16 protein-coding genes are annotated in these 17620 nt (G+C 52.9%); 3 read left to right on the top strand and 13 right to left on the bottom strand.

The genetic code is table 11. From position 1 onward, the window contains the following. Positions 1 to 39: 39 nt before the first annotated feature. The 5 genes from FHT67_RS10000 to FHT67_RS09980 form a co-directional block, all read right to left on the bottom strand. Positions 40 to 822: a DeoR/GlpR family DNA-binding transcription regulator gene (locus FHT67_RS10000; protein WP_167197747.1), complete on the bottom strand. Its 783-nt coding sequence runs from the start codon at positions 820 to 822 to the stop codon at positions 40 to 42. A gap of 400 nt (positions 823 to 1222) precedes the next feature. Then, a complete protein-coding gene (locus tag FHT67_RS09995; RefSeq protein ID WP_347880085.1) occupies positions 1223 to 2755 on the bottom strand; it encodes a glycoside hydrolase family 43 protein in 1533 nt (510 codons plus the stop codon). 38 nt (positions 2756 to 2793) lie between these two features. After that, on the bottom strand, positions 2794 to 4494 hold the full coding sequence (locus FHT67_RS09990; protein ID WP_167197741.1) for an ABC transporter substrate-binding protein: 1701 nt from the start codon (positions 4492 to 4494) through the stop codon (positions 2794 to 2796). A 75-nt stretch (positions 4495 to 4569) separates the two neighbouring features. After that, entirely contained in the window at positions 4570 to 5466 is an 897-nt protein-coding gene (locus tag FHT67_RS09985) for a carbohydrate ABC transporter permease (protein ID WP_132306028.1), read from the bottom strand. Positions 5467 to 5482: 16 nt separating this feature from the next. Beyond that, positions 5483 to 6346, bottom strand: a complete 864-nt coding sequence (locus FHT67_RS09980; RefSeq protein ID WP_243711642.1) for an ABC transporter permease — start codon at positions 6344 to 6346, stop codon at positions 5483 to 5485. Between the two features lie 145 nt (positions 6347 to 6491). Between FHT67_RS09980 and FHT67_RS09975 the strand changes: the two genes are divergently transcribed. Then, entirely contained in the window at positions 6492 to 7412 is a 921-nt protein-coding gene (locus tag FHT67_RS09975) for a helix-turn-helix domain-containing protein (RefSeq protein ID WP_132306032.1), read from the top strand. 52 nt (positions 7413 to 7464) lie between these two features. Here FHT67_RS09975 and FHT67_RS09970 read toward each other — a convergent pair whose 3' ends face one another. The 3 genes from FHT67_RS09970 to FHT67_RS09960 form a co-directional block, all read right to left on the bottom strand. Continuing rightward, on the bottom strand, positions 7465 to 7941 hold the full coding sequence (locus FHT67_RS09970; RefSeq protein WP_132306034.1) for a YhjD family protein: 477 nt from the start codon (positions 7939 to 7941) through the stop codon (positions 7465 to 7467). After that, on the bottom strand, positions 7938 to 9191 hold the full coding sequence (locus FHT67_RS09965; RefSeq protein ID WP_167197738.1) for a DNA polymerase IV: 1254 nt from the start codon (positions 9189 to 9191) through the stop codon (positions 7938 to 7940). The genes FHT67_RS09970 and FHT67_RS09965 overlap by 4 nt, the downstream gene beginning before the upstream one ends. Positions 9192 to 9366: 175 nt before the next feature. After that, positions 9367 to 10659, bottom strand: coding sequence for a DUF2515 domain-containing protein (locus FHT67_RS09960; protein ID WP_167197735.1), 1293 nt, complete (start codon positions 10657 to 10659; stop codon positions 9367 to 9369). A 148-nt stretch (positions 10660 to 10807) separates the two neighbouring features. Here FHT67_RS09960 and FHT67_RS09955 point away from each other — a divergent pair, with 148 nt between their 5' ends. Further along, the gene (locus FHT67_RS09955) at positions 10808 to 11506 is read left to right on the top strand and encodes an SOS response-associated peptidase (protein WP_167197732.1); all 699 of its coding nucleotides are present in this window, start codon (positions 10808 to 10810) and stop codon (positions 11504 to 11506) included. 45 nt (positions 11507 to 11551) lie between these two features. Here the strand turns inward: FHT67_RS09955 and FHT67_RS09950 are convergent, their stop codons facing one another. The 5 genes from FHT67_RS09950 to FHT67_RS09930 all read right to left on the bottom strand — a co-directional run bounded on the left by FHT67_RS09950 (position 11552) and on the right by FHT67_RS09930 (position 17090). After that, positions 11552 to 11839: a stage VI sporulation protein F gene (locus FHT67_RS09950; protein ID WP_132306042.1), complete on the bottom strand. Its 288-nt coding sequence runs from the start codon at positions 11837 to 11839 to the stop codon at positions 11552 to 11554. A gap of 74 nt (positions 11840 to 11913) precedes the next feature. Further along, positions 11914 to 13968: an ATP-dependent DNA helicase RecG gene (gene recG / locus FHT67_RS09945; RefSeq protein ID WP_167197731.1), complete on the bottom strand. Its 2055-nt coding sequence runs from the start codon at positions 13966 to 13968 to the stop codon at positions 11914 to 11916. Between the two features lie 11 nt (positions 13969 to 13979). Next, on the bottom strand, positions 13980 to 14834 hold the full coding sequence (locus FHT67_RS09940; RefSeq protein ID WP_132306046.1) for a DegV family protein: 855 nt from the start codon (positions 14832 to 14834) through the stop codon (positions 13980 to 13982). A 24-nt stretch (positions 14835 to 14858) separates the two neighbouring features. After that, entirely contained in the window at positions 14859 to 16673 is a 1815-nt protein-coding gene (locus tag FHT67_RS09935; protein ID WP_132306048.1) for a DAK2 domain-containing protein, read from the bottom strand. 57 nt (positions 16674 to 16730) lie between these two features. Then, a complete protein-coding gene (locus tag FHT67_RS09930) occupies positions 16731 to 17090 on the bottom strand; it encodes an Asp23/Gls24 family envelope stress response protein (protein WP_015845316.1) in 360 nt (119 codons plus the stop codon). A 301-nt stretch (positions 17091 to 17391) separates the two neighbouring features. Here FHT67_RS09930 and rpmB point away from each other — a divergent pair, with 301 nt between their 5' ends. Continuing rightward, on the top strand, positions 17392 to 17580 hold the full coding sequence (gene rpmB, locus FHT67_RS09925; protein ID WP_015845317.1) for a 50S ribosomal protein L28: 189 nt from the start codon (positions 17392 to 17394) through the stop codon (positions 17578 to 17580). Positions 17581 to 17620 lie beyond the last annotated feature (40 nt).

Genomic DNA, 17620 nt, shown 5'->3' with positions numbered 1-17620 from the left:
AATTATCGCGAATACAGATACGGAATAGACCATCGAGTTCTAGATGATGTGAAGCTCCACGCCGCTCTCCTCAATGAGCTTTCTATGATCATGCGTCAAATTGTCATCCGTCACGAACACATGGATGTCCGTCAGGGCTGCAACCGGCGAGAAAAAGCGTTTGCCGATTTTGGAGGAATCAAGCAGCATCACGACTTTTTTGGCCGAACGCATCATTATTTTTTTAACTTGCGTATCCATGAGATTCGGATCCGTAAAACCCGCTTCCGGCGTATAGCCCAGCGCGGACAAAAACAAGGTGTCGGCATGAAAGCGCGAGAAGAACTCCTCCGCCATGGGGCCTACGAACGTGCCGGATATGTCCCTGAACATGCCTCCGCAGCTAATGATCATCCTATTGTCGGTTGCATAGGGACGGAAACGGCTAATGGTATCGATCCCGTTCGTCAATATGGTTAACTGATCCAGATGGGCCAACCGCTCTGCCATTCTCGATACGGTGGTACCGTTCTCGAGCACGATGGTATCTCCGCTTCGAACAAACCTCTGCGCGGCATACGCGGCCAGCCGTTCCTTGATATCTTGGTTGACGGCCTGCTTTGCTTCGATCTCCGGCTCGTCCTGGCTAATTTCCTGTTTTTGCTCCTCATAGACCGCTCCGCCATGGGAACGGCGTATACGGTTTTCTTGCTCCAGCGCATTCAAATCGCGGCGAATCGTCATCTCCGAGACACCGAAGCGGTCACTCATCTCTTTTAACGTAGCAGCGCCTTTGTCGGCCAGATAGGCCAGTAACGCTTGTTTTCTTTGTAAGGGCAGCATAACGACACCTCGTCTATTTTTTTCTTATTCTATCACAAATGAACACAATCTGTATTTATGATGAAGATTACTTACAACCATATAATCCCGCACAGCAAAAAAAGGGCTTAGGTTTCCCCTAGCCCAAATGACGTTCATGAGTCTACTTCACGACAATCTCTGACAGACCAACGTTGGCTCTCGTACTTGCATTCGCTTGTCCTTTAGATTCATGCGGTCATACAACGTCATTTTGCTAATCTTTCTTATAACAACGTCGCACAATCGTTGCCCCCTCCCTGAAAAAGCTCCTCATTCAGTAACAGGTTCTTTTACCTGTCTCCCGTAAGAGGAGCCTATCACGTGAACAGCTGCTGTTTGTTTATACGTTCATCTTTTTTAGTTTAATGGATCGGCGCGTCTACTCTGCAGCCCGGTAATCCATCCAGTCGAAATAAGCCGGCGTTATAGAGCGGGCCCCATTACCTGTCGCATACATGGCGATAAATACGCCGGTGAACCCGCCGGCTACCTCCGTGGCCAGCAATCTGCATTCCCCTTGCCCCATTCGGATTGGCTCTTCTTCCCCGCTTCCGGCGAAGCCAAAGACGTAGCTCATTCCATCCGCATGAATGCTTAGTACAACGGAGTCAGTGGACCACGGAATCTCGCTTTCTACCTTCCAGAGCGTCCCAAGCCTTCGACGGAAAATCAGCTTGCGAGCGCCTGCTATTTGCGTGACCGCAATCTCGTAATGGAAGCGTTCGTTCATATACACGGCGATACCCGCTTCCTCCCCATCCCGCTTTGGCGCAAAGGTGAGGTGAGTACTTGCCCGGAATGAAAAATGCTGCTGCCTGCGCCCTACAAAAGACGGAGCTCCCGTTTCATTCAAAGTATCCCCTGAGCCATATAACGTCAGGCTGCCTTTCTTCGCTGAAAGCGACCAATTGCCTGGATCCGGCGAGCGTAGAAAATTCCAGCACGAGGCAAGCGATGCCTCATCAAAGTCATCTCTTCCTGCAGGCTCCGTCTTGGGCTGCAGCGGAAGATTTCCCGCCGGCATGATTTCACCGATCGTTCCGTGATCTCCAATGACAGGCCACGCATCTTCCGTCCAAGTAACGGGAGCCAAGAAGGTCTCCCGCCCCAAATAATGATGATGGGGATAACCGGCAGGGCGAATGCCCAGGCAAACGGCCCACCAGCCGCCATCCGGCCCTTGAATAAAGTCGGCATGCCCCGTTGCGTGAATGGTTCTCAATTGACTGCGATGGGTTAGGATCGGATTATGAGGACATCCCTCGAATGGACCGTCCGGCCTCTTGCTCCTCGCAACGGTGACCATATGGCCGTACTCCGTTCCTCCCTCGGAGATCATGAGATAGTACCACTCGCCAATGCGGTAAACATGCGGAGCTTCCGGATATTGACCGCCGGTCCCCTTCCACAGCAAGCTCACGTCGGACAGGCGTTCCCCGGTTTTAATATCGATTCGGCTCTGATAGACGCCTTGTCCCTTGGCATCATGAGAGGTGGTGTAATAGACGGTGCCATCCTCGTCGAAAAACAAATCGGGGTCAATACCCGGCTGGTCCACAAAGACGGGATCCGACCATTTTCCTCTTGGGTCGTCTGCATGGACATAGAAGTTTCCGCCGCCGGATACATTGGTCGTTGTCATGAAGAACGTTCCGTTGTTATAGCGTATGGTTGGCGCATAAATGCCGCCCGAGCTTCCCGCTTTGCTTAAATCCAGCTGTTCCGTACGCGTTAGGACATGCCCGATCTGCTCCCAATTCACAAGATCCCTGCTGTGAAATAAGGGAACGCCCGGGAAATATTCAAATGAGCTTGTCACCAAATAGTAATCTTCTCCTGCCCGGCACACGCTGGGATCAGGGTGAAACCCGCTAATAACGGGATTGCTATATTGATTGCTATATTGCTTCACTATGTTCTCTCTCCTCATCCATTCCATTTCCTTGAGGCCTATTCGCTCCAGAGCTTTACGCGGTCCTGAACATACTTCGTAAAGCCTTTTTCCATTTTCTCTACCCCTGCGTCCAGCAGTTCCTTCTGGTAGCCGTCCCACAATTTATCGAAGTCTTCCGGCTTCGCCATGACAATTCGCGGAATCTGCTTCCATGTAATGTCCTTCATTTTATTGGCGAGAATGGTCACTTCGTCATCGCCGGGCACGGTTATATTCCAAGCCGCTCCCCAAGCCTTTACCGGAAACTGATCCTCTTGCGGGAACAGGTCTTTCCAGGTAGTCGCGTTATACGCCTTGAGCGTTTCCTTATCGGCGCTTGTGTACGTGCTCACGATTTGCTCCGGGAAATTCTTCGTATAATAATTGCCCGTGGAATCTTTGACGCCATCACCGTAATGCGCGCCGATATTGGAATAAAAGCCAATGCCGGATTCTTGGCTAAAAGCCGTATTATCGTTAATAATGCGATTCTGAACGTCCTCCGGAACGACGCGTTTTCCATCCTGCAACGTATAATGCTTGCCTTCAATGCCCCAGTTGTTAAGAACCTGGGCTTGCTCGGACGCCAGATAATCCAGGAATTTAATCGCTCTCACCGGATCTTTGCAGGATGTTGTGATGCCGATGCCCCAGCCAGCCATAAAGCCCGTGGACTGGAAGCGGTTATCCTTATAAGCGCCCGATAGCATAACCGAATAATGCCCGTAGGTTTGGTCCAGCTTGTTGTCCGCTTTCAGTGATTTTTCGCCGTCCGCATAACCCCAGTCCGCATCGATCAAACCGATGACCCGACCGGAAGCTACCTTCGCCAGGTACTGGTCATTCTTCTCTACAAAGCTTTCTTTGTCCAGCAGCCCGATGTTGTACATGTGGTTGAGCCACTGGAAATACTCTTTCTCGCCTTCCGTACGGTAATGATAGGTTGCTTCATTCGTTTTCGGATCAATGTAATACTCGCCGTCCCCTGACTTGCCGGTCGTTTCCGCTGCCGGGTTGGTAACGGAAATATACGTATGCCAATCATCCCCGTTGAGGGTGAGTCCGATATTTTTATTCCCGTTTTCATCCGTCGGGTGCTTCTCTATATAAGCTTTGATGACATTCTCGTAATCTTGCAGAGTCTTGATCTCAGGGTAACCCGCTTCCTTCACCGCGCGGTGCTGCAGCTCGAATCCGCCCCCCGCTACAAACGTCTGGCCGTCGACAGCCGAATAGGTCGGGATCACATAGATGGACGGATCGTCGTTGCTGTAGCGCAACCGATTCATTTGATCGCCAAACAGCTTCTTGAGATTTGGGGCATATTTCTCGATCAAATCCGTCAGATCAAGCATGGCTCCCGCATCGACCATTTTGTTCAAATCCCCTTTGGGGCTGATCAGATCGGGATAATCCCCGCTGGTCGCGATGAGAGCTACCTTCTGTGCCGGGTCGCCAACCGCAAACTCGGCATCCAGCGTAACGCCCGTCTGCTTTGTAATTTCTTTGCCTACATCATCCTGCATATCTCTCCAGTTGGGATTGGGATCCTCTCCGAAGAACGAGAAGGTGACCGGGGAGGTATCATTTCCCTGCTCTTTTCCCGTGTTATCGCTTACAACATTGCTATTGCCGCTATTTCCCGCACATCCGGCCAGCACGCCTGCCGCGAGCGTCAAGACCATGCCCAGCTTCGAAATTTCTCCTGCTTTTACCATCTGTATACCCCCATTTAGATTAAGATTCGTATATTGTATAAACAGGTTTCCCTGCCGATACCGCTGTCGGATCCATCAGCTTTTCACCGCGCCAAGCGTCATCCCCGTAACGAAATACCGCTGCAGAAACGGATAGACCAGAAGAATCGGAACCGTAACAATGATTGTGATCGCCATTTTGACCGATTCCGGAGAAATTCTGTTCATCACTTGATTCATGTTCGTCCCGTTAACCTCTTGACCGTTGCTGCCCACCTGGGTGCTCTGCAGCACTTTCATTAACTCGAACTGCAGCGTGGTCAAATGCTCCTTCGAGCCGTTGTACAAATACGTATCAAACCAGGAATTCCATTGGCCAACCGCAAGGAACAGCGCAACCGTTGCCAGTGCCGGCAGCAATAACGGAAGAATGACGCGCCAGTAAATCGTAAAATCATTGGCTCCGTCCAGCTTGGCCGATTCCTGAAGAGCATACGGCAGCCCATCGATAAACGAGCGAATGATAAATACGTTGAATGCGCTTACGAGTCCGGGCAGCACATACACCCAGAACGTTCCGATAAGATGCATATCGCGCATCAGAAGGTAAAAAGGAATAAGACCGCCCGATACATACATCGTAAGCGCCAGGAATAGGGACAAAAATTTTCGTCCGTCGAAATCCGCCCGGCTTAGCACGTAAGCCAGCATGGAAGAACTGATAAGTCCCAATACCGTACCGGCCAATGTCCGCAGCACCGAAATCTTGAGTCCGGTAAGCAGCCCTGCGAACGAAAAAATGAGCGAATAATTGTCAAAGGTGAGGTGGCGAGGAAATACCGTAATGCCTCCCCTTACCGTATCGGTTGAATCATTCAGGGATATGGCCAGCACATTCAGGAACGGATAAAGGGTACAGACCGCTACCAGCGAAATAACGAGGTAAACGATCACGTCAAAGAGCCGGTCCGTCAGTGGGATGCGAACTTTCACTGTTTTGAAATCCTCCTTACATAATGCTTTCTTTGGTGATTTTCTTGAAAACGCCGTTCGCGACGAATAGCAGAATCAGGCTGACTACGGAGTTGAAAATGTTAATTGCCGTGCCGAAGGAATAACGTCCCATTCCTAGTCCGTAGTTAAGGGCATACAGGTCAAGCACCTCGGATTTCTCCTTTACCAGACTGTTGCCGAGGAGAAACTGCTTCTCGAAGCCGATGCTTATCAGATGTCCGATTGACATGATCAGCAAAATAATGATCGTGGAACGGATACCCGGCAGCGTAATATGCCAAATCTGTTTTAACCTGCTTGCACCGTCAACCCGGGCTGCCTCGTATAGTTCCGGGCCTATCCCGGCAATGGCGGCCAGATAGATAATCGCGTTCCAGCCGGTTTCCTTCCAAATATCCGCGCTGGTCACCAGGTACCAGAATAAATTTTCCTTCGCCATGAATTGAATCGGCTCATGAATGAGATGCAAGCCTGTCAGAATTTGATTCACGACGCCATTCTCAGCCGAAAGCATCTTCGTCACAATCCCCGCGACAACCACCCAGGAGACAAAATGCGGTAAATACGAAACCGTCTGCACGAAGCGTTTCAGAAACGAAACACGCACCTCGTTCAAAAGAACCGCGAAGAGGATCGGAATGGTAAAGCTTGCAATGAGCCCCATAAAACTCATCGCCAAGGTGTTTCGCAGCGCGTTAAAGAATTGATCGTCCTGAAATAACATCCGGAAGTTATCAAAGCCGACCCACTTCTGGTCGAAGAAGGATTTGCCTACTCGAAATTGCTGAAACGCCATCGTCCAGCCCCATAGCGGCAAATAGCTGAATAGAAAAACAAAAACGACAAAAGGAACTGACATGTAATAAAGATAGCGCTGCCTAACGATGCGTTGCCAGATGCTTACGACGGACAAGTCTGTACCACTCCTCTGCTTTTTCTTGTTCACTTAGCATTATAATGGAGCGTATTAGACCTCATCCTTGATTTTAGGGTCTTAAAATAGCATGATTAGGACATTGGATTGTTGTGCCGGGGTTAAGAAGGGAGAGAGTCTTACGAGAAGTGTCCATTTGAATTGGTTTACATCCGACGAGCAATTTCTGTTCTATATCGGGTATGGCGGGCATGACGAGGACATGTATCTTCACGATCATGTGGATTTTTCCGAACTCGTTATTGTTTTGAACGGGAATGCGACTCATATCGTAAACACCGAAGCCTCGTTTATTAAGAAAGGGGATGTCTTTGTTATCGACGGCGCTACCTCCCATGCATACAAGGATCCCCATGATTTCCGGATCTGCAACATCATGTACCGCCCGGAGATCCTAACGTCAGCCGGCCCTGACCTGAGAACGTCAATCGGCTATCAGGCGCTTTTTGTATTGGAACCGTTTTATCGGAATATCCAGCCCTTTAACAGCAAGCTTAGCTTGCCGATCCCGAGCCTGGAATACGTATCCTCCCTCGTCGCCTTTATGATTGAGGAATACACGGGCAGGCTTCAGGGCTATCAGACCATGCTGCGCTCTCGTTTCATGGAACTCGTCGTCTATTTGTCCAGGCAATATCAGAACCAGGATCAGCAAGGAATCCAAGGAAATCTGATGCATTTGGCGAATGCCATTTCCTTCATGGAGGATCACTATCTCGAACCGCTTACGCGGGAGCAGATCGCGGATAAATCGGGCATATCGGTGAGGCATTTGAACCGGATCTTTCAATCCTATTATCAAACGACGCCCTTTGCCTATCTTCTGCGCCTCCGCCTGGAGCATGCGTGCAACCTGCTTAAGACAACCCGTATCCCGATTACGGAAATTTCTTATAAAAGCGGCTTTAACGACAGCAACTATTTCACCCGCCAATTTACGAAGGTTTTCGGAATGTCCCCGAAGGCATACCGCCGGGAGCATGTGAATTGACCCAATCAAAAAGCACCGCGCTGCTTGCCAGCGGGCGGTGCTTTCGTAAAGTTCACTTAAACATCGTGGAGATATATTTGGCGATGCGGACGCTAATCTCGGCGCGGGCCGCGTCGCGGATCATGGAGAAGCGGTCCTCGTAGCCGCGGCAGACAAACCTGTAATGAATAGCTCCATGCTCGCTGTCGCTCTCCTCGAGGAAGACCCGGATATTGCGCTCCTTAAGCGCTTTGCGAACAGCGGTTAGATCCGTGTGAATATGCCCCATCAGGACGCGCGAGGCTTTCATGTACAGCTGCTTCATGGAGTAAAAGGACAGCTCGATGTCCTTGCAGTTCTTATCTACGATCGTCAGCATCATGGGGAGCAGCACGTAATCGCGGATAAGCTCAAGCTCCTCTTTGCTTGGAACGGGGACAGGTCCGGAGGCTTGGGGCGGCTCGCGCCGTTCTAGATATTGCTCCCGGTGTTCAGGCAGCATCATACGGCTGGATTCCCAGCGGCCGTTTCCTTCCAGTTTCTTGCTCATTTGTAGTGTCCTCCAATTTTGACGCTGCGCTCACGGGCCTGGGCTGACTCGAGCAGCGAGGACGCCCGGAGAATCGAGGTCGTTCCGAATTTATGACGGATCGCGTCCGTGACGCGATCCAGCTTTCTTTCCTTCTCCCTGTTTCCGAACAGGGTAAGCTGATATTGGTCGTCGGGCACCAGCTTCGATAAGGTCACGCCAAGCTTGCGGACGGGGAGCCGGTCCCAATGGGCGTAAAACAACGTGCGGGCCGCAGCGAATACTTCCTTCGTAATATTCGTCGGATCGGGTACCGTCATCTGGCGAAAAAAACCGGTCGGGCGGTCGAAATCCGCGCCTTGCGCGCCTGCTCCAACGACGCTGCCCATATATCCCTTGGCTCGGCTGCGGCGGCATACCTCCTCGCTTAATTCCAGCAGAACAACGTCAATCTCCTGCGGCTTGCTGTAATCCCGGGGAAGCGTCATCTGATGGCCGACCGCTTGCTGCGCGTCATGGGTGCTTGGCTTGACCGGGCTCGGGTCAATGCCGTTTGCGGTCTGCCAGAACAGCTCTGCCTGAATATCGCTGTTGCGGCCCATCCGCGCCCGCAGCCTGCGCTTGAATTCCGGCAGGGGAAGACAGCCGAGATCTCCGATCGTTGCAATCCCCATCCGTTGGAAATGCGCGGTCATCCGCGAGCCGACGCCAAACATTTTATTCACGGGCAGCGGCCATAATAAAGATTCCACCTCGGATTTCGGGAGAGTGAACTGGCCGGTCTCGTTTTTTTTCGCCCAAATATCCGTGGCCATCTTGGCCAGAATCTTGTTGGAGCTGATGCCAACCCGGGCCCATACGCCGGTGTAGAGCATAATCTTGGTCTGGATTTGCCTTGCGATCTCGTCGGGCGTGCCGAAGTAAGACAAGGAACCGGTAACGTCCAGGAACTGTTCGTCGATGGAGAAGGGCTCCACCAGATCGGTAAACGAACGAAAAATGTCGGTAATCATTAGTGAGACATCGATATAAGCTTGCATCCTCGGCTTGATAATGACGAGATGCGGACATTTGCCCAGCGCCTCGCCAAGGGTCTCGGCGGTCGTCACGCCGTACTGCTTCGCAAGCGGACAAGCTGCCAGAATAATGCCCGAACGCCTCGAAGGATCGCCGGCCACAACGACCGGATCGTTCTTATATTCGGGATGCGCGGCCTTCTCGACGGACGCGTAGAACGACTGGCAGTCAATCAGCATAATGACACGTTCCATAATCCCCACTCCAATGCAAATGCGAAAGTATGTTCGTATATTATTATATACCGAATGTACGTTCGCTATGCAAGGGATATTTAAAGGTAATTTCAAACAGTTGGGCCGGCCGAAAAAATCTGCGATGGAAAAAGAAGCCTGAAGTCCGGCTCGAACTTCAGGCTTCTTTTCGTTTTCAAGGATGCTCCTGCTGCCTCAGCTGCTGGGCAGCAAGCACGGCGAGCTCAATCTTGTTGAGCAGCAGGCCGTACTCGCCTGTCAGCTCGAAGCTGCGGGGCAGCTTCAGCTTTCGGAAATAAGGCATGATGCCGGAAGCCGAAGCGAACCAGTCTTCCCGCTTCGCGCTCTCGAGCTTCCGGTCCGCCCAGGCGTCGCGAAGCTCCGGGCTGTATAACGGCGCCGCGCCAGGCAGCAGCTTGCCGCCCAGCAAGCGCTCCTTGTACAGCGCGGCTGGCGGCTCCCGGCGTATCCGGGCGAACAGATGCGGGGCATAATCTGCCCTTGACCCGGTATGGCGTCCTTTGCCCGCAAAAGCAAGCGCTCCTTCCCGCACCCGGGGGACGCCGAACAAAATCGCATACAAGGACTTGCCGAATTCAATCCGTTCGGACACATCGTCGAAATCCTCCATGATTAATCCCGCCAGCCGCAGCTCTGGCTCCGCTTCGGCATGATACGGGAACATCACCGCGTTCAGCTGCAGCAGCGACTGCATGCCGAAGAAGAAGGTATCGAGCACGTTTTTGCGGAAGTAATCGTCCTGCACCACCCGCTGCTCGATGAAATGCTGCTCGTTCACAATTAGCGCGACCGTCAGCGGCGCGGGATCGCGTGTTCGCCAGAACTGCTCCCACACCGGCTTCATAAACCGCGTTACTCCGAAGGCCGGAAGCAGATGAAACAACGGGCGTCCCAGGCGGACGCTTTCCCCGTAGAGCAGCAGCTGCGGAAAAGCATCGCCAAAAATAAACGAATTCGCATGCTCGAGCAGCAGGAAGACGGACTGGCGTTTATCGTCCGGGAGCAGCTGCGGCAGCCATTCGCCTGCCAGATCCGTCATATTCCAGCCCCCGTTGCGGGAAACGAGATGGGCCAGCATCGCCCAGTGCAGCTCCGGATGGCGTTGATGCATCAGCCGGTAGGCTTCCGTCCGCGTCACGTTATTGCGGTTCAGACGGGAGGTCTCCTCCCGGATCCGTTCGATCAGGATTTTCTCCTCCCCGCTCCATGCGCTCGTCACCGGCTCCGCCTGCTGCTCCTCCAGCTTCCGCCATTCCCCCTCCAGCCCGGCAACCGCATCCTCGGCAAGCTGCAATGGGGTAGCTTCCGCTAGCATCTCATGCGAAGCCTCCAGCCCATGCCATTTGCCGACCGCATAATCCCATGCCGCAGCGGGCAGAGAAAAGAACTGTTTGATTTTGCGAAGCCGTAGTCCGTAGCGGCCGCGCCCTCTCCCCCTGCTTAACATCGACCGCCCTCCCGTACTGATACTGGTAACACAAGTATTTGCCGTCAGGCCGCCTGTTCATGCATAATAAAAAGTAAACAACGGACGTGAAGCGTATGCTTTCGAAGTAAGTTTTTCATTTCCAAAAAATTTTTCAGGAGGACTTGCCATGTGCGGAAGATACACCATCACCGTATCGCTCGAGGAGCTGATGATCCGTTATATGATCGGCGAGACGAAGGTGCCTTACCATCGTCCCAAATATAACGTAGCGCCGGGCCAGCAGGTGCTTGCCATTATAAATGACGGTCAGCGCAACCGGCTCGGCGAGCTGAAGTGGGGACTTGTTCCGCCTTGGGCCGACGACCCGAAGATCGGCAATAAAATGCTCAATGCCCGCTCCGAGACAGCGGCCGAGAAGCCGGCCTTCAAGACGCCGCTCCGCCGCAAGCGCTGCCTCATCCCGGCAGACGGCTTCTACGAATGGAAAAAGACGAACGGCGGCAAGCAGCCGATGCGTATTGTCCGCAAGGACCGCTCCATCTTCAGCATGGCCGGTCTTTACGAGTCGTGGCTTGCGGCGGACGGCACAACAACGGTCAGCACCTGCACCATTCTGACGACCTCGCCCAACGAGCTGATGGCTCCGATCCACGACCGGATGCCGGTGATTTTGCGCCCGGAGGACGAGCCCTTCTGGCTTGACCGAACCGTGCAGGACCCGCAGGCCTTGCAGCGTCTGTTCCTGCCGTATGCGGCGGAAGAGCTCGAAGCCTATCCGGTATCCCCGGCAGTCGGAAGCGTCAAGAATGACACCGCCGAATGCATCGAACCGCTAAACACGGGCGACCAGCTGCATCTATGGTGAAAACTAGGCAGCACCGCCTAACAAAAAAAAGCCGACCGCAAGCGGTCAGCGGAACATCCCCCATAGCTTCAGCAAATGGAAGGTGTTGTTTGGATCTATTTTTTGCGCGAGGACAAAATCGATAATCTGTTCTTCCTGAATATCCGTCAGCGGTTCCTGCAAAATAGAAGTCGCCGATTTCACCAGCTTCCGCACCTTTACCCGGTCCTGCAGATCATACTTCGTGACATTGCCCAGCAACAGCCGCATCCGGTCCTTAACGACCGGATTTTTCAATTTGATTTTGACGCGTTCGACCAATTGCGGCCGAATGCCGTACTTTTGGTAACTCACTTAGGCTTACACCTCCATCCGGCATTCCGATAATTCGATCGTTTAACTATATGCCGCAAGAGGGAAGATATTGCTTAGTCGAGCTGTTCACCTTGAAAAATTTGATCCTTCAGCAGCCGGACGCGCGCCCGTTCAAACGCCGGATTCGTCCAAAAATCATCCCGTCCGGCAAGCTCCGCCGCATCGTCGCGGGCAAGCTCCAGCATCTCGTAATCCGCTGCCATATCGGCGATCTTGAACTCCGGCAAGCCGCTTTGCTTCGTCCCGAAGAAATCCCCCGGTCCCCGGAGCTCCAGATCCCGGCGCGACACTTCAAAGCCGTCGTTGGTCTCCGTCATAACCTTCATCCGCTCGCGTCCGTTCTCCGACTTCGGATCCGCCACCAGCACGCAGAACGACTGATGCTCCCCCCGCCCGACGCGCCCGCGCAGCTGATGCAGCTGGGAAAGTCCGAACCGCTCCGCATCCATGATAATGATAAGCGTGGCATTCGGAACGTCGACGCCAACCTCAACGACCGTTGTGGCAACTAGCAGCTGCGTCTCGTTCGCGCCAAACGCGCGCATCACTTCTTCCTTCTCGGAAGCCGACAGCCGGCCATGCAGGAGCCCCACCTTCAAATCCGGAAAAGCCTGCTGCATTTGCACGTGCAAATCTATCGCATTTTGCACATCCAGCTTGTCCGACTCCTCGATCAGCGGGCAGATCACGTACGCCTGGCGTCCCTCGCCAACCTCGCGCCGGATAAAGCCAAGAACGCGGTCCATCATGTCATGCTTTACCCAATACGTTTTAATCGGTTTCCGGCCATGGGGGCGCTCCTTGATCGTGGATACGTCCATATCCCCAAACGCCGTAATGGCAAGCGTCCTCGGAATCGGAGTAGCCGTCATCGTCAGCACGTCGGGATTCAGCCCTTTGCGGCGCAGAATGCTCCGCTGGTTCACCCCGAACCGGTGCTGCTCGTCCGTCACAACAAGACCCAGGCTGCGGAAAAAGACATCGTCCTGAATAAGCGCATGCGTGCCGACCAGAATATCGATCATGCCCATCTGCAGCCCGGCAAGCACGTCCCGGCGCTTCTTCTCCGTCAAGCTGCCCGTCAGGAGCGCGACTTCAATACCCGTACCCGCAAACAGCTTCTGCAGCGAACGCAAATGCTGCTCGGCCAGAATCTCCGTCGGCACCATAAGAGCTCCTTGATGGCCGGCCTTGATCGTGCAATACAGCGCAATAGCGGCAACGACCGTTTTGCCGGAACCGACATCCCCCTGCAGCAGACGGTTCATCGCGGCCGGTTGACGCATGTCGGCCATTATTTCGTTAACAACCTTCTTCTGGCCGTCCGTCAGCTCGAAAGGAAGCGTAGCCGCAAAGTTGCGGATCGTCTCCCCGTTTACCTGATGAACAATGCCGTCCCCGCGTTTCCGGGTTATAGCCCGGTAAGCCTGCAGCTTCAATTGAAAGAGAAACAGCTCCTCATAGACCATCCGACGGCGGGCTTCGAGGCCTTCCTTAACCTCTCCCGGATCGTGGATCCGCAGCACGGCATCACGCCTTGCCATAAGCCGGTGGCGCTCGACAAGCTCATGCGGCAGCACTTCCTCAATCATGGAGCCGTATTGGAGAAGCGCTTGCTTGATCGTCTTGCGCATCCAGGCCTGCGTAATGTCTCCGCCCACGGAATAGACCGGCTGAAGCGTACCCGATCTCACCATGCCGGTAGACTTGTCCGCAAATTCGGATTCCGACACGGTAAGCTGCAGGCGCTGCTGCTCCCATTTGCCCGTCAGCATAATTTCTCTGCCCGGCGTCAGCTGATTTTGCAAAAAATGACGGTTGAACCAAACAGCCGTCACCAGCATATGGTTAACCTCGATTTTGCAGGTCAAGCGCGATTTGTTTTTGCCGTACCGCTGCAAAATCCCGTTCCCGCGTATCGTCCCCTGCACCGTCACCTTCTCGCCGTCTTTGATCTCGGCAAGCTCCCGGATGCGGTAATCTTCATATCGAAATGGAAAATAATCCAGCAAATCGGCGACGGTCTGAACGCCAAAGGCGTGAAGCTCTTCTTCCTTCGGAGCGCTCACGCCTTTAATTTGCCGGACCGAATACTGTTCCAGCGTCATTGTTCTCTACCTCACACTCTGCGCACGAACACAGCCATCGTGCCGGGACCCACATGGGTTCCGATTACGGCACCGACGGTTGCGTATTCAACCCCTTGAACATTGAAGCGAGCCTTGATCAGCTCGAGGAATTCCAAAGCAGCTTCCTTATTCGTGTTCCAGGCGATTGTTACAATAACCGGATCCTGGCCGCAAGCATCGCCAAGCATATCCATAATCCGAGCCATTGCTTTTTTTGTACCGCGCATTTTATCTACGGCATACACCATGCCTTCTTTGTCGAGCGACAGAATCGGCTTAATATTAAGAATGGATCCGATAAGAGCGGAAGCTTTGCCGATCCGTCCTCCTCTTTGCAAATATTCAAGCGTATCCACGAGAAAATACAACTGCGTTTCCCGCTGCATCCGCTGGATTTCAGCCATAATCGCTTCCTTCGAAGCCCCTTCTCTTGCCATTCTGGCCGCGGCTACAACGCGCATGCCATAGGCATAGGAAGCTGTTTTTGAATCGATAACCGTAATGTCCGGATCCCCGTCAATCATCGAGCTGGCAATAACGGCGGACTGGTAAGTCCCGCTGACCGCCCCCGACAAGTGAATCGAAATAATGGACGCCCCCGGATCCTCCTGCAAAATGCGCTCGTACACCTCTTGATACTCCATCGGCGATGGCTGGGACGAAGTAGGCATTTGCGGCGATGCCGCTACCTTCTCGAAAAACTGCTCCGTATTAATCGTAACGGCATCATAGTAAGTCTCTTCCCCGAACAGAATTTTCAGCGGAACCATCTCGATGCCAAGCTCTTGCCTCAGCGCGAGTGGAATGTCCGATGCGCTGTCGGTTACGATGCGTATGTTCCCCATACGTCCCCTCCCAACTTATTATGGCTACTCCATAGCGAACAAATAAGGATATAAAGGCTGGCCGCCGTTATGCACCTCAAGCTCGATATCCGGATATGCCTCTTCGATCCATTCGCATAATTGCGCGGTGTCGGATTCTTTCGCATCCTCGCCGGTCAGGATCGTCAGCAGCTCGCCGCCTTCCTCGGCCATCGCCGCCATCAGCAGCTGGCAGGCCTCAAGCAGGGTTGGCTTGGAGGAGACAATCGTCTTCTCTTTAATCCCCATGTAGTCGCCTTCTTGAATGTTTACGCCGTCAATCGACGTATTCCGCACCGCCTGCGTCACTTGGCCGGACACGACCTGCTCCGCCGCGCTCTTCATCCATGCGGCGTTGCGCTCCGCCGATTCCTCTTCCTTGAACGCAAGAATCGCTGCCAGGCCCTGCGGAATCGTTTTTGTCGGAATAACCGTTACCTGGCGTCCGCTCAGCTCTGCCGCTTGTTCTGCCGCGAGAATAATGTTGCTGTTGTTAGGCAGCAGGTAGATATGCTCGGCAGGCAGCGATTCGATCGCGTTCACGAAATCCTCGGTGCTCGGATTCATCGTTTGCCCCCCGGACAATACGATATCCACCTCGTTGCCGAGGAAAATATTCGCGATGCCTTCGCCAAGCGCAACCGCAATAATGCCAAATGGCGCAAGCTCATGCAGCTGCTCCGGCGCGACTACCTGCGCGGCCGGTCCCGCCAGCAGCTCGGTCGACGAAATGTCGCCGGTCAGCGCGTACTCGGGTACCGGCGCAAAAGGCTCCGCCGCCGCTTCATGCTCAAGCAGATCGCGGTGCTGTTCCCGCATATTCAGAATGTGAAAGTCCGTAAGCTCGCCATAAGCCATTGCAAGGTTTAATACATCGCCAGGCTTGCGGGAATGGACATGCACTTTGATAATATCGTCGTCTGCAATGACGAGAATCGAATCGCCGTCCTTTTCCAGCGCCTTCTTGAAAGCGTATTCATTAAAAAACGCTGCAGGTTTCCCGCTGATTTTGCGATTAATAAAGAATTCCATGTCGTACAGGAACTCGATATCCTCTGTCGCCAGCTTCGATTGCGCGGATGCCGGGGCCGACGGTTTTACGGCGGCTGACGTTCTGTGCACCGCTGCCGGCTGCGCTGCAGCCACTTCTTCGGGTGCCGCCGCTTCGGACGGGAATGCGAATACCTTTTCCTGAATCGTACCGCTATGCGTCAAATACTGAACAAAGCCCTCGTAAATAAAGACGAGACCTTGTCCGCCGGAATCAACGACGCCAACCTGCTTCAATACCGGCAGCAGATCCGGCGTGCGCTGAAGCGCTTCATTTGCCTTCGCATGAATCTCTTGCATCAGTTCAACGACATCGCTCGTTCTGCGGGCATACTGAACGGCATGCTTGGCGGCTTCTCTTGCTACCGTAAGAATCGTTCCTTCTACCGGCTTCACGACCGCTTTGTAAGCCATGTCGACGCCATTCTGGAAGGCGGCGGCAATCTGCAGCGTCCCGGCCTCTTCCAGATTGGAGAGCGATTTGGCAAAGCCGCGGAATAACTGGGACAAAATAACCCCCGAGTTGCCCCTTGCCCCCATCAGAAGTCCTTTGGACAATGCTTCAGCAGCCTTTCCCAAATGGGCGGACGGCTTGTTCCGCAGTTCACGAACCCCCGAGACAATCGTTAGATTCATGTTCGTACCCGTATCTCCGTCTGGCACCGGAAACACATTTAATGCATTCACCCGGTCTACATTTCTTTCTAAGTATTCCGCACCGAGCAGTGCCATGGCGGTAAAATCAGATCCGTTAATGGAGCGCTTACTCAACGACAATTCCCCTTCCTAAAAGAATTGCAAAAGCAATTCTAACTTCGTAAGCATAGACTACGTAGATACCCTTACGTCTTGAACAAATATATGGACCTGGTCCACTTGAAGACCAATTACATCATTGAGGACGTACTTTACCTTGTTTTGTATATTATGCGCCACTTCGGAAATTTTCGTGCCGTAGCTTACGATAATATGCAGCTCGATATGAAGCTGTTCATTCTCCCGGCGTACCTCGACGCCCTTCGACATGTTTTCTCTGCCGAGCAGCTCGGCGATGCCATCCTTAAGCTGTTTGCGGGAAGCCATCCCGACAAGCCCATAACAATCCATGGCTGCAGAGCCTGCAATCACTGCAATGCAGTCATCATTCACAATTATCTGTCCAAGCTCGTTCTTAATCTGCAGTGGTATGGGAATACACTCCTTTACCGTAAATAATATGGACTAAGGATTATTGTACTATAAACCGCTTGATTATAGAAGGGCGCAAGGCAAAAACGATGACAAAATCCATCATTTCATGTACATTTAAGTTGCTGATACACAACAATTGTGATACGATAGTCAAGTATGTTTATGTGCAGGCTTGACCCAGTATTTTTTAATACAGCTTGTGCTAACAATGCAGCTAATAGCTCAATAAGCAAACTCTAAGCGCATGCTTGCAGGAAAGCCCTGCTTTCTTGCGGCACAAACTTAAGGAGGTGTACTCATGTCCCGCAAATGTTTCATTACTGGTAAATCGCCTGGTACAGGCAACCATGTATCCCACGCAAACAACAAAAACCGTCGTTCTTGGGGTGTAAACGTGCAAAAGGTTCGCATCTTGGTTGACGGCAAACCGAAACGCGTTTATGTCAGCACACGTGCACTGAAATCCGGCAAAGTAACTCGCGTTTAATTGACGGATTCCAACCGAGCGGTCTAGCGCAAACGGCTGA

This window comes from Paenibacillus sp. BK720 (genome assembly GCF_011761545.1).
Classification (GTDB): domain Bacteria; phylum Bacillota; class Bacilli; order Paenibacillales; family Paenibacillaceae; genus Pristimantibacillus.
This window is presented reverse-complemented; position numbering and strand designations above follow the sequence as displayed.